The sequence below is a fragment of the Streptomyces sp. UW30 genome (genome assembly GCF_008042075.1).
Lineage (GTDB): Bacteria > Actinomycetota > Actinomycetes > Streptomycetales > Streptomycetaceae > Streptomyces.
Map to the genome: position 1 here is coordinate 1,376,635 of NZ_RDBN01000037.1, position 12,300 is coordinate 1,388,934.

Consider the following 12,300-nt stretch of genomic DNA (forward strand, 5'->3'; position numbering starts at 1 on the left):
TGATCGCAGTGGGCGGCGCGGGGGCGGTGCGGCGTCCTTACGACCGCCTCCGCGGGCCTGTCGCACGGCCGCGCTCAGCGCACCGCGACCACCGCCGATCCATGCCCGAACAGCCCCTGGTTCGCAGCCATGCCCACCCGGGCCCCGTGGACCTGCCGGTCGCCCGCAGCGTCCCTCAACTGCCAGGTGAGTTCGCATACCTGGGCTATGGCCTGGGCCGGGACCGCCTCGCCGAAGGAGGCCAGGCCACCGCTCGCGTTCACGGGTATCCGTCCCCCCAGTGCCGTCGTACCCTCCCTCAGCAGCTTCGCGGCCTCTCCCTTGCCGCACAGTCCAAGATCCTCGTACCACTGCAACTCCAGCGCGGTGGACAGGTCGTAGACCTCTGCGAACGAGAGGTCCTCGGGGCCGACTCCCGCCTCCTCGTAGGCCGCGCGCGCGATCGACTCCCGGAATGTCTCGTCCGCCGGTCGCACCGCCACGGCGGAGTCCGTCGCCATGTCGGGCAGGTCCAGGACGGTGTTCGGGTAGCGCGGCGTCACCGTGGAGACCGCCCGGATCCGCACCGGATTCGCGACCCCCTGCCGACGCGCGAAGCCCATCCCGGCCAGCACGAGCGCCGCACCTCCGTCCGACGTGGCGCAGATGTCCAGCAGTCGCAGGGGATCGGCGACCACGGCGGAGGCGGCGACCTCCTCGGCGGTGACCGGCTTGCGATAGCGCGCGTGGGGATTGAGTGCGCCCACAGCGGAGTTCTTCACCTTGACCTGAGCGAAGTCCTCGCGTGTGTCCCCGTGCACGGCCATCCGTCGACGCGCGTAAAGCCCGAAGTAGGTCGGATTCGTCGCACCCAGGACGCGGAAGCGCAGCCAGTCCGGATCGTCGGGCCGCTCGCCGCCGGCCGGCCGGAAGAAGCCCTTCGGTGCCGCATCGGCACCTACTACGAGCACCACGTCCGCGAGCCCCGAAAGTATCTGCGCCCGCGCGGGACCTCCTCGGCGGTGACCGGCTTGCGATAGCGCGCGTGGGGATTGAGTGCGCCCACAGCGGAGTTCTTCACCTTGACCTGAGCGAAGTCCTCGCGTGTGTCCCCGTGCACGGCCATCCGTCGACGCGCGTAAAGCCCGAAGTAGGTCGGATTCGTCGCACCCAGGACGCGGAAGCGCAGCCAGTCCGGATCGTCGGGCCGCTCGCCGCCGGCCGGCCGGAAGAAGCCCTTCGGTGCCGCATCGGCACCTACTACGAGCACCACGTCCGCGAGCCCCGAAAGTATCTGCGCCCGCGCGGTGTTGACGGCCTGCGCCCCCGACGCGCACGCCGCGTACACGCTCGTGACGCGGGCACCCTGCCAGCCGAGCGCCTTCGCGAACGTCGCCCCGGCCACATACCCCGGATAGCCGCCTCGCACGGTGTCCGCGCCGACGATCGACCCGATGTCCCGCCACTCCAGTCCCGCGTCCGCCAGTGCCGCGCGGGCCGCCACCGCCCCGTACTCCACGAAGTTGCGTCCCCACTTGCCCCACGGATGCATCCCCGCGCCGAGCACCGCCACGTCGTCCGTCATGCCGTCACCCCCGTCGGCCGCCACTGCCAGGTCGTCCAGATCGTCTCCGCGTCCTCATGGAGCACGCCGGGAACGACCTCCACCTCCATGCCCACCGTCAGATCGGCGACGGTGACCCCTGGAACTGCCTGTCCCAGCAGCACGAGGCACTCGGATTCCAGTTCCACAGCGACCAACGTGTACGGCTCCCACGGAAGTTCCAGATCGGTCACATAGGGTGACGGAGGGCGATACCGGCTGTCCGTGAAGGACCAGACACGCCCGCGCCGGGAAAGAGGGACTTCTTCCAGGTCACCGCCTGCGCAGCCCGGGTTGCGACAGTGGGCGTCCTCACGCGGAAAGAAGACCGAGGTACACGCAGAGCAGCGGGTGCCGATGAGCCGGAAGTCCTCCCCTTCGCCGGCGAACCACCCGTCGACCACAGGCGTACGCGTGCGTGGCATATCCCCTCCCGGGCAACAGATCTGACGAAGCGTCAGAAGAGTGTGCCACGGTCGACCGCACAGCGGCAGGGCGTCATGTCCGTCTTCAGAAGGAACCGTGCCCGATCGCTTCCCCGCCGGACCGCACACCTGATAGATGCAGGAGACATGACACGACTCTCGACCACGGCACGGCGACTGGCCGTCACGCTTGCCACGCTGCTCGCCGTGACCGTCGCCCCCGCGACCGCCCAGGCGAAGACCGAGCCCAAGGCGCCGAAGGACTTCGTCGCGCTGAGAACCGTGGACCCCACCATCGTCCAGGAGATGCGGTACTTCACCCCGCACAACTTCGTCGGCGAGCGCATCGACGGCTACCGCCAGCCCCTGTGCATCCTCACCCGCCCCGCCGCCCAAGCGCTCCACAAGGCCCAGCAGCGACTGCTGCGCCAGGGCTACACGCTCAAGGTGTACGACTGCTACCGCCCGCAGCGCGCCGTCGACCACTTCGTGCGCTGGGCGGAGGACCTCGACGACGAGGCCATGAAGGACGAGTTCTACCCGAACGTCGACAAGACCCGACTGTTCCTGGACGGCTACATCGCGGAGAAATCCGGCCACAGCCGCGGCTCGACCATGGACCTGACCATCGTCAAGCTGCCGGCCAAGCCGACCAGGCCGTACCTCCCCGGAGAGCCCCTGGTGCCCTGCTATGCCCCCAAGGGCGAGCGCTTCCCCGACAACTCCGTCGACATGGGCACCGGCTTCGACTGCTTCGACACCCTCTCCCTCACCCTCGACCCGCGCATCCAGGGCGAACAACGCGCCAACCGGCTGCTCCTCAAGAGCACCCTGGAAGCCCTCGGATTCGTGAACCTCGCCGAGGAGTGGTGGCACTACACGTACAAGCCGGAGCCCTACCCGGACACCTTCTTCGACTTCCCCGTGTCCTCGAAATCCCTTACGAAGCACGAGTGACCGACCCCCGGAAGATGTCCTTCCACTGATCGGATACAGTCCGCCGCGTGTCCGAATCTCAAGCCTCCGCCCCCAACTCCGCAGCGGGCTCACACTGTTCGAGCTGCGGCGCGCCCTACGGAGAGGGCGTCTCCGGCTGGCCGCGCACCTGCCCGGTGTGCGGCGCCGTGGCCTACCGCAATCCGCTGCCGGTGGCCATCGCACTCCAGCCCGTGTACGACACGCAGGGCACCGCCCTGGTCGTCGTCACCCGAACCATCGCCCCCGCGCGCGGAGGCATCGCCCTCCCCGGCGGCTACATCGACGACCGCGAGGACTGGCGGCAGGCCGTCGTCCGCGAACTCCACGAAGAGACCGGCATCGACGCGGCCGGCCGCGACGTACGCCTCGTCGACGCAATGAGCTCCCCGGACGGGCACCTGCTGCTGTTCGGCCTTCTGCCGGAGCGGCCCGCCGACCGCCTGCCGACGTCGGCCGCCACCGACGAGACCGAGGGCTGGCACCTCCTGCGCAGGCCGGAGGAGCTTGCCTTCCCGCTGCACACCCTGGCCGCGCGGGCCTTCTTCGAGGGCCGCTACATCTGAGCCCCACGCCCGCCGAGCCCGCGTACGCGCACCGGACGGAGTGACGGAATCACGCCGTCGTCGTGGTCCAGCTCGACGACCACCTTGTTGCCGTCCCAGCGGGTGACGTAACGCTCGATCTCCGGCTCGTCCCAGCCGTCACCCGCGTCCGGCACCACCAGCCCGCCCCCGGTCCGTCCCCGGGCCGGCGCCCACACCTCCAGTTCAAGCCCGCCGTCGTCCCCCCGCACGGGGACGACGGCGCCCGAGCGCACAAGCACCGGGATCCGCGACATGGGCGCGTCGACGAGAACCTGCCCCGGCCCTTCGTACGCCCGTTCCGTCGCCGTGTCGTACCAACGCCCGCGTGGCAGCTGCACCGCACGCCGGTCGGCGCCCGGGTCCAGCACCGGCGCCACCAGCAGGCAGTCGCCGAGCAGGAAGGCGTCCTCGCAGTCGCGCAGCGTCCGGTCCTCGGGCGCCGACCACCACAGCGGACGCACATACGGCGCCCCCGTGCGCCGGGCCAGATGCGCCAGCGTCATGAAGTACGGCAGCAGCCTCCGACGCTCGACGAGCGCCACGCGCGCGTGCTCCAAAACCTCGGGCCCGAACTCCCACGGCTCCCTGCGCCCCGCCCGCAGGCTCGCGTGCGTACGGAACAGCGGCAGATACGCGGCCAACTGGAACCACCGCAGATACAGCTCCGGCGAAGGACTCCCGTCGAAGCCGCCCACGTCCGGCCCCGAGTACGGCACACCGCACAGCCCGAGCCCCATGACCAGCGACAGCGAAGCCCGCAGCCCGGGCCAGCCCGTGGCCACGTCCCCCGACCAGGTGCCGCCGTAGCGCTGCATGCCGGCCCATCCGGAGCGCGAGAAGACGAAGGGCCGCTGCTCGGGCGCCAGTTCACGCAGCCCCTCGTAGCCCGCCCTGGCCATGCACAGGCCGTAGAGGTTGTGCGCCTCCCTGTGGTCGCCGTCGCGCCCATCCAGACTGTGCCTGGCCGAACGCGGCAGTGTCGACTCCCCGAAGGCGGTGAACGAGGTCGGCTCGTTCATGTCATGCCAGAAACCCGCGAAACCCTGCGCCAGCCGCTCCTCGTACAGCCCACCCCACCACCGCCGCACGCGCGCGTGCGTGAAGTCGGGGAAGACCGCCTCCCCGGGCCAGACGACGCCCCGCACGAGTTCACCCGAGGCGTCCCGCACGAACGCGTCCTCGGCCGTGCCGCTGTCGTACACGGCATTGCCCGGCGCGTCCTTCACCGCCGGGTCCACGATCGACACCAGGCGGATCCCGTCCCGCCGCAAGTCCTCGGCGAGCTGCGGCAGTTTGGGGAAGGCCTCATGGTCGACCGTGAACACCTGGTGCTCGTCGTAGTGGTCGATGTCCAGATGGACCGCGTCCAGCGGCAGGTTCCGCTCCTGGTAACCCGCAACAATCCGCCGCACCTCCTGCTCGCTGCCGAACCCCCACCGCGCGTGATGGTGCCCCAGCGCCCACGCGGGCGGCAGCGCCGCCGCACCGGTCAAGGACGCCCAGACGAGCAGCACGCGCGCGGGAGTGCCCACCATCACCCAGCAGCGCAACGGACCGCCGTCCATCCGCAGTTCGCTCGCCCCCGCCCGGTCATGGCCGGAACCGGCGCCTTCCTCGCCCTCCCGCAGCGTCACGGTGCCGTCCCACGAGGTGTCGTGGAACACCAGATGCGTCGCTGCGTCGGCCACGACCAACTGCACCGGCATGGTGATGTACAGCGGATCGTCGCCGGGACCGAACGGACGCCCGGGGTCGGTATTCCACAGCCGGTACGTACCGTCCCTGAGCCGGGGACCCGACGCCCGCCCTCCGAGCCCGAAGAACCGCGCGTCCGCCGTCACCTCCGACCGCTGCATCCACCGCGCAGGCCCGCCGGCGACCGGCTCCCACCAACGCGGCGGCAGATCACGCCGCAGCGTCACACCACCGGGCGTCTTCACCTCCACGGCGCCGTGCCGCGAGATGACGACGGTCACCCGCTCGGCCACGACCCGCCAGCCACCGTCCTTGTCGGGCTCCAGGACAGCCCGGGGATCCGGTTCCGGACAGCGGCCCGCGAGCGCGTACGACGGCTCGGGAGCGGCCCCGTCCCAGCCCCAGAAGACGGCCCCGTTCACCGTCACGCTCACCCGCAGCTCGGACCGGCTGAACCGCAGGACACCGCCGCCCGGACCGGGCCGCACCTCCTGCACGGGCCCGGGCACACGGGCGCGCTCGGCACCCCGGGGCGGCAGCCCCACGGCGTCCGCACGCCTCCTGCGCCACGCCGCTCGTACGGTACGCAACCCCTGGGCCGCCCCCACAGAACCGACCGCCTTCATCGAACGCACCAGGTCACGACCGTCCATGCTGCTCAGCCTGCCATTCACCGCCCCACGCGCGCGTGCCGTTCAACTGCCGTTCACCCGTGCCGGGACCACATCTTCACGACACGGACTATGTGGGGCGGACCCTGGTGTAGAAGTCGATCACATGGCATCGTCCGTGTCATCCGCGTCACGCGCACACCCCCGCCGTGCGTGGAAGACGCACACGACGCGCACAGTCCGGGAGCCGCCCCATGTCGATCGTGAACCCCCAGCCGCTGTGGCAGCCAGATCCGCAGCGCATCGCCCGAGCCCAGGTCACCCAGTTCCAGGCCTGGGCCGCCGAGAACCATGGTGCCCCTTCCGAGGGCGGCTACACGGCCCTGCACCGCTGGTCGGTCGACGAGCTGGAAACGTTCTGGAAAGCCGTCACGGAGTGGTTCGACGTACGCTTCTCCACCCCCTACGCGCGCGTGCTGGGCGACCGCTCGATGCCCGGCGCCCAATGGTTCCCCGGCGCGACCCTGAACTACGCAGAGCACGCCCTGCGCGCCGCCACGACCCGCGCCGACGAACCCGCGCTCCTCCACGTCGACGAATCCCACGAGCCCCGCCCCGTCACCTGGTCCGAGCTGCGCCGCCAGGTGGGCTCCCTCGCCGCCGAGCTGCGCGCCCTCGGCGTACGCCCCGGAGACCGCGTCAGCGGCTACCTCCCGAACATCCCGCAAGCCGTCGTGGCCCTCCTCGCCACGGCCGCCGTCGGCGGCGTCTGGACCTCGTGCGCCCCCGACTTCGGCGCCCGCAGCGTCCTCGACCGCTTCCAGCAGGTCGAACCGGTCGTCCTGTTCACCGTCGACGGCTACCGCTACGGCGGCAAGGAGCACGACCGCCGAGACACCGTCGCCGAACTGCGCCGCGAACTGCCGACCCTGCGAGCGGTGGTGCACATTCCGGTCCTCGGCACCGAGGCCCCCGAGGGCGCCCTGGAATGGTCGGCCCTGACAGGCGCCGACGAGGAACCCGTCTTCGAGCAGGTCCCCTTCGACCACCCCCTCTGGGTGCTCTACTCCTCCGGCACGACCGGCCTCCCCAAGGCCATCGTCCAGTCCCAGGGCGGCATCCTCGTCGAGCACCTCAAACAACTCGGCCTGCACTGCGACCTGGGCCCCGACGACCGCTTCTTCTGGTACACCTCGACCGGCTGGATGATGTGGAACTTCCTCGTCTCCGGCCTCCTCACCGGCACCACGATCGTCCTCTACGACGGCAGCCCGGGCTATCCCGACACCGGAGCCCAGTGGCGGATCGCCGAACGCACCGAAGCCACCCTCTATGGCACCTCGGCCGCCTACGTCATGGCCTGCCGCAAGGCCGACGTGCACCCCGCGCGCGACTTCGACCTCAGCAAGGTGCAGTGCGTCGCCACCACCGGATCCCCCCTGCCGCCCGACGGCTTCCGCTGGCTGCACGACGAGGTCCGCGACGACCTCTGGATCGCCTCCGTCAGCGGCGGCACGGACGTCTGCTCCTGCTTCGCCGGAGCCGTGCCCACCCTGCCCGTGTACGTCGGTGAACTCCAGGCCCCCGGCCTCGGCACCGACCTCCAGTCCTGGGACCCCAGCGGCAACCCCGTCATCGACGAGGTCGGGGAGCTCGTGGTCACCAACCCCATGCCGTCCATGCCGATCCACTTCTGGAACGACGCCGACGGCAGCCGGTACCACGACAGCTACTTCGACACCTACCCCGGCGTATGGCGTCACGGCGACTGGATCACCATCACCTCACGCGGGTCCGTCGTCATCCACGGCCGCTCCGACTCGACCCTCAACCGCCAAGGCGTCCGCATGGGGTCGGCCGACATCTACGAAGCCGTGGAGCGCCTCCCCGAAATCAAGGAATCCCTCGTCATCGGCGTCGAACAGCCCGACGGCGGCTACTGGATGCCCCTGTTCGTACACCTTGCCCCGGGCGCCGTGCTCGACGAGACCCTCCTGAACCGCATCAAGCGGACCATCCGCGAACAGCTCTCACCACGCCACGTCCCCGACGAGATCATCGAAGTCCCCGGGGTCCCGCACACCCTCACCGGCAAGCRCATCGAGGTCCCCGTCAAGCGCCTCCTCCAGGGCACACCCCTGGACAAAGCGGTCAACCCGGGCTCCATCGACAACCTCGACCTCCTCCACTTCTACGAGGAGATCGCCCGCAAGCGCGCCTGACCGACCCGAGCGGCTTCGGACCCACCGCACCCGGGCGAAGCCCGAGGCCGACCGCACCGAAAACCATCCCCCGACCTGCGCGAATGCGTCCCGCTCGGATCGATGTGCACCTCACCCTGACGCCGTTGTCAGTGCCGACGGTTACTGTGAGTGAGCATTGATCGACTGCGCACAAGGGGGAAACATGGCACACACCGACCACCTGACGATGCGACGCGTCCTGCGCCGCGAGATCGCCGGCACGATCGGCCTGCTCACCGACGAGCACGACTTCCGTGCGATGCGGTGCTACCGCAGCTTCACCTTCGACGACCACAAGATCTATCTGGAACAGGTGGAGGCACTCCTCAGGACCCGTGCCTCCCAAGGCAGCCATACGACGATCGCCCTCTTCGACCCGCAGGAGTACGCGGAGTTCTGCGCGGAAACCGGCCTCGACCCCGACGCCCCGTCGAGCCGCACACGCTTCACAGCCGAACTCGCGACCACCGGGCCCACCATCCCCTACGACGGCCGGCCGCTGTCGGATGTCGTCCCGGTCCTCGTCGACGAAGCCGTCCGACAAGCCACGTGGGAGTACGCCTCGATCCTCCTGGCACGCCTCGGCACCTGCGCGACCTGCGGCGAGGACATCGGTCGTGCGGCCTTCACCCGCGCCGCCGACCTCCTCGTACGGATCCTCGACACGGCCCCACCGGGCAGCCGGCACCTCGTCTGCAGTGTCACCGGACCCCCGGAAAGCCTCGTCTCGGTCCTGCATGCCGACGAGGACGACCAAGGTGCGGCACACCTCGACGAGGCCGAAGCCCTGGAGTTCACCACCGTTCTCGCCCTCGGACTCGCCACCCGGAGCCCCGGCGGACTCGTGATGCGGACCAGCGCGCCCGGCACAACCGACCGCATCTACGGATGGCGCCTGCGCGGGGATGGACTGGAACCCCTCACCGCGGGCGAGGTCTTCGACGCCTACTGCACCGACATCGATTCCGGAGACCTGATCTCCCCGGAATCGGGTGTCGACTACTGCGTGCCTCCGGACCTCGGAGGCACGCAGGCGCCACCTGGACATCACCACTGAAACGCAGGAGGGGCGCCCCACTCACAGGTGGAGCGCCCCACACAAACTGCGTGTTGCCGTGCAGTCCGAATTACTCGCCCTATTCGCCGGACAGAACCGCCTGAGCGGCGTTGCGCGCCTCCTCGGCGCTGTCCGCCGCCCGAGCGGCCGCAGCGGCACGCTCACACTGCGCCAGCGTGTACTTCGCCAGCGTCGCACGCACATAAGGAATGGACGCCGAACCCATGGACAGGGAGGTGACACCCAGGCCGGTCAGCACACACGCAAGCAGCGGGTCGGACGCGGCCTCACCGCAGACACCACAGCTCTTGCCCTCGGCCTTCGCCGCCTCCGCGGACAGCGCGACCAGGTCGAGCAGCGCGGGCTGCCACGGGTCCTGAAGGCGGGACACCGCACCCACCTGACGGTCCGCGGCGAAGGTGTACTGCGCGAGGTCGTTCGTCCCCAAGGACAGGAACTCGACCTCCTGAAGGATCGAACGCGCCCGCAGCGCGGCCGACGGGATCTCCACCATTGCGCCGAACTTGGCCTGCAGCCCAGCCGCACGGCACGCGTCCGCGAACGCCTTGGCGTCGGCACGGTCCGCCACCATCGGGGCCATCACCTCGAGGTAGACGGGCAGCCCCTCCGCCGCCTTCGCGAGCGCCGTCAGCTGAGTGCGCAGCACGTCGGGGTGGTCCAGCAGCGTCCGCAGACCACGGACACCCAGCGCAGGGTTCGGCTCATCGGCCGGCGTCAGGAAGTCCAGCGGCTTGTCCGCACCCGCGTCCAGGACCCGCACGACTACCCGACCCTCGGGGAAGGCCTCGAGAACCTTCCGATAGGCCTCGACCTGCTTCTCCTCCGACGGTGCCTTCTTGCTGTCGTCGAGGAAGAGGAACTCGGTACGGAACAGACCGACGCCCTCGGCACCCGCCTCGACGGCGGCCGGAACGTCCGACGGTCCGCCGACGTTCGCCAGCAGCGGCACCTTGTGGCCGTCGGCGGTGGCACCCGGCCCCGTCGACGCCGCGAGCGCGGCCTTGCGCTCGGCAGCAGCGGCCTGGAGCTCCGCCTTCTTCTCGGCGCTCGGGTTCACGAAGATGTCGCCGGTGCTGCCGTCGACCGCGATGACCGTGCCCTCGGCGAGTTCACCGGCACCCGGCAGCGCGACCACCGCCGGCACACCGAGCGCCCTCGCCAGAATCGCGCTGTGGCTGGTCGGCCCGCCCTCCTCGGTGACAAAGCCGAGCACGAGGGTCGGGTCCAGCAACGCCGTGTCGGCCGGGGCCAGGTCGCGCGCCACGAGGACATAGGGCTCGTCGCTGTCCGGGACACCCGGCATCGGGACCCCGAGCAGGCGAGCGACGATACGATTCCGCACATCGTCGAGGTCCGCCACGCGACCGGCAAGGTACTCACCGGCACCGGCCAGCAGCTCGCGATACGCGGCGAAGGCGTCGTACACGGCACGCTCGGCCGTGCTTCCCACAGCGATACGACGGTCCACGTCCGCCATCAGCTCGGGATCCTGAGCCATCATGGCCTGCGCCTCGAGCACCGCCTGGGCTTCGCCCCCCGCCAGATTGCCACGTGCCATCAGGTCGGCTGCCACAGCTTCCACCGCCTGGCGGGCGCGCCCCTGTTCACGCTCCGCGTCCTCGGCCGGAATCTGCTTGGCAGGCGGCTCGAGGACCGCCGTTCCCATGTGCCGAACCTCGCCGATGGCCACACCGTGGCTCACGCCGACGCCTCGCAGCGTTGTCTCCATCTCACCGTCTCCGATAGTGCGGCGGGTCCCGCCGCCGCGGGTGGTTGTCGTCCCTACTCGCCGTCATACGACGGGAGCGAAGTCACTTCCAGGTGAAGAGGCTGTCGCCGGCCTTCACATCGCCGTTGTCACGCAGATCGGAGAGGGCCTCGGCCGTGGCCTCGAGCGCCACGATCGGGCACACCGGGGACTTGCCGGCTGCCTCTACGGCCGCCGGGTTCCAGCGCACGATGCCCTGACCACGGGTCACGGTGTCGCCCTTGTTCACGAGCAGATCGAAGCCCTCGCCGTTGAGCTGCACGGTGTCGATACCGAGGTGGGTGAGCACCCCATGCCCCTGTTCGTCGACAACGACGAAGGCATGCGGGTGGAGAGAGACGATGACCCCGTCCACGGGTGACACGGCCTCGGAGGGCTCACGCACGGGGTCGATCGCGGTGCCCGGGCCGACCATGGCCCCGGAGAAGACGGGATCCGGTACGGACGCCAGTCCGACGGCGCGTCCTGCCAGTGGGGACGTCACGTTGGTCATGGGAAACCTCCCAGGGGTGGAGATCGTTATGGGCCGTCGCTGCCTGTGCCGGACGGCACTGTTCAGCAGGGTATGTCACATGAAGTGCCGGTTCTGTGTGGGCACTCCAGAGTGGTCTAGACCATACCGTAAATCGATTTGCACGTGCTCGACGGCGAGGGCTTCGATCTGCTCGTGAACAAGGGCGACACCGTGACCCGTGGTCAGGGCATCGTGCGCTGGAACCCGGCGGCCGTGAGGTGGAGCGAATCTCAAAAAGCCGGTCTCAGTTCGGATTGGGGTCTGCAACTCGACCCCATGAAGTCGGAGTTGCTAGTAATCGCAGATCAGCATTGCTGCGGTGAATACGTTCCCGGGCCTTGTACACACCGCCCGTCACGWCACGAAAGTCGGTAACACCCGAAGCCGGTGGCCCAACCCCTTGTGGGAGGGAGCTGTCGAAGGTGGGACTGGCGATTGGGACGAAGTCGTAACAAGGTAGCCGTACCGGAAGGTGCGGCTGGATCACCTCCTTTCTAAGGAGCACTTCTTACCAACTTCGGTTGGTCAGAGGCCACTACGTCGGCARACGTTCGACGGTGGTTGCTCATGGGTGGAACGTTGATTATTCGGCACACTTGATCGTCTTCTCCTTCTAGTACTGCTCTTCGGAGCGTGGAACGTTGAGGGGAGCGGGAAGTGTGCCGGGCACGTTGTTGGGTGTCTGAGGGCACGGCCGTAAGGCTGCCTTCAGTTGCCGGCGCCGGTGTAGCACCACGAGAGTGGTGTGTGACGGTGTACTGGTCGTTGTTTGAGAACTGCACAGTGGACGCGAGCATCTGTGGCCAAGTTTTTAAGGGCGCA

Annotated in this window: 9 protein-coding genes, 1 pseudogene and 2 other annotated features; of the genes and pseudogenes, 4 read left to right on the plus strand and 6 right to left on the minus strand. The window is 69.4% G+C overall.

Annotated features, from left to right (window positions below):
- Positions 1–74 precede the first annotated feature (74 nt).
- From EAO75_RS24980 to EAO75_RS24990, 3 genes and pseudogenes are all read right to left on the minus strand, one after another.
- Positions 75–989: pseudogene (locus EAO75_RS24980) on the minus strand (lipid-transfer protein); the annotation flags it as partial.
- The gene (locus EAO75_RS47585; protein ID WP_147997267.1) at positions 941–1,564 is read right to left on the minus strand and encodes a beta-ketoacyl synthase N-terminal-like domain-containing protein; all 624 of its coding nucleotides are present in this window, start codon (positions 1,562–1,564) and stop codon (positions 941–943) included. The gene EAO75_RS47585 and the pseudogene EAO75_RS24980, both read right to left, overlap by 49 nt.
- Positions 1,561–1,986 carry a Zn-ribbon domain-containing OB-fold protein gene (locus tag EAO75_RS24990; RefSeq protein ID WP_147997268.1) on the minus strand — a complete coding sequence of 142 codons (426 nt, stop codon included), beginning with the start codon at positions 1,984–1,986 and terminating at the stop codon, positions 1,561–1,563. The genes EAO75_RS47585 and EAO75_RS24990 overlap by 4 nt, the downstream gene beginning before the upstream one ends.
- A 168-nt stretch (positions 1,987–2,154) precedes the next feature.
- Here EAO75_RS24990 and EAO75_RS24995 point away from each other — a divergent pair, with 168 nt between their 5' ends.
- A complete protein-coding gene (locus tag EAO75_RS24995) occupies positions 2,155–2,964 on the plus strand; it encodes a M15 family metallopeptidase (RefSeq protein WP_147997269.1) in 810 nt (269 codons plus the stop codon).
- 47 nt (positions 2,965–3,011) lie between these two features.
- Positions 3,012–3,548 (plus strand): NUDIX domain-containing protein, encoded by a 537-nt coding sequence (locus tag EAO75_RS25000; protein ID WP_147997270.1) that lies wholly within the window; start codon positions 3,012–3,014, stop codon positions 3,546–3,548.
- On the opposite strand, the gene EAO75_RS25005 is transcribed toward EAO75_RS25000, so the two are convergent.
- Complete coding sequence (locus EAO75_RS25005; protein ID WP_147997271.1) at positions 3,539–5,917, minus strand: TIM-barrel domain-containing protein; 2,379 nt, start codon at positions 5,915–5,917, stop codon at positions 3,539–3,541. The genes EAO75_RS25000 and EAO75_RS25005 overlap by 10 nt on opposite strands.
- A 212-nt stretch (positions 5,918–6,129) precedes the next feature.
- Here EAO75_RS25005 and EAO75_RS25010 point away from each other — a divergent pair, with 212 nt between their 5' ends.
- Together EAO75_RS25010 and EAO75_RS25015 are read left to right on the plus strand one after the other, a co-directional pair.
- A complete protein-coding gene (locus EAO75_RS25010; RefSeq protein WP_147997272.1) occupies positions 6,130–8,097 on the plus strand; it encodes an acetoacetate--CoA ligase in 1,968 nt (655 codons plus the stop codon).
- Positions 8,098–8,281: 184 nt separating this feature from the next.
- A complete protein-coding gene (locus EAO75_RS25015; protein WP_147997273.1) occupies positions 8,282–9,175 on the plus strand; it encodes a hypothetical protein in 894 nt (297 codons plus the stop codon).
- Between the two features lie 79 nt (positions 9,176–9,254).
- On the opposite strand, the gene ptsP is transcribed toward EAO75_RS25015, so the two are convergent.
- On the minus strand, positions 9,255–10,925 hold the full coding sequence (gene ptsP / locus EAO75_RS25020; protein ID WP_147997274.1) for a phosphoenolpyruvate--protein phosphotransferase: 1,671 nt from the start codon (positions 10,923–10,925) through the stop codon (positions 9,255–9,257).
- Between the two features lie 82 nt (positions 10,926–11,007).
- Entirely contained in the window at positions 11,008–11,457 is a 450-nt protein-coding gene (locus tag EAO75_RS25025; protein WP_147997275.1) for a PTS glucose transporter subunit IIA, read from the minus strand.
- 170 nt (positions 11,458–11,627) lie between these two features.
- Positions 11,628–11,815 (plus strand) — a sequence feature (16S ribosomal RNA rRNA prediction is too short).
- 8 nt (positions 11,816–11,823) lie between these two features.
- Positions 11,824–11,959 (plus strand) — a sequence feature (16S ribosomal RNA rRNA prediction is too short).
- Positions 11,960–12,300 lie beyond the last annotated feature (341 nt).

What these genes read in the sequence shown, in the direction of transcription:
- EAO75_RS47585 (WP_147997267.1), bottom strand. Translation starts at nt 1,564, where the DNA reads ATGACGGACGACGTGGCGGTGCTCGGCGCGGGGATGCATCCGTGGGGC.
- EAO75_RS24995 (WP_147997269.1), top strand. Translation starts at nt 2,155, where the DNA reads ATGACACGACTCTCGACCACGGCACGGCGACTGGCCGTCACGCTTGCC.
- EAO75_RS25005 (WP_147997271.1), bottom strand. Translation starts at nt 5,917, where the DNA reads ATGGACGGTCGTGACCTGGTGCGTTCGATGAAGGCGGTCGGTTCTGTG.
- EAO75_RS25015 (WP_147997273.1), top strand. Translation starts at nt 8,282, where the DNA reads ATGGCACACACCGACCACCTGACGATGCGACGCGTCCTGCGCCGCGAG.
- ptsP (WP_147997274.1), bottom strand. Translation starts at nt 10,925, where the DNA reads ATGGAGACAACGCTGCGAGGCGTCGGCGTGAGCCACGGTGTGGCCATC.
- EAO75_RS25025 (WP_147997275.1), bottom strand. Translation starts at nt 11,457, where the DNA reads ATGACCAACGTGACGTCCCCACTGGCAGGACGCGCCGTCGGACTGGCG.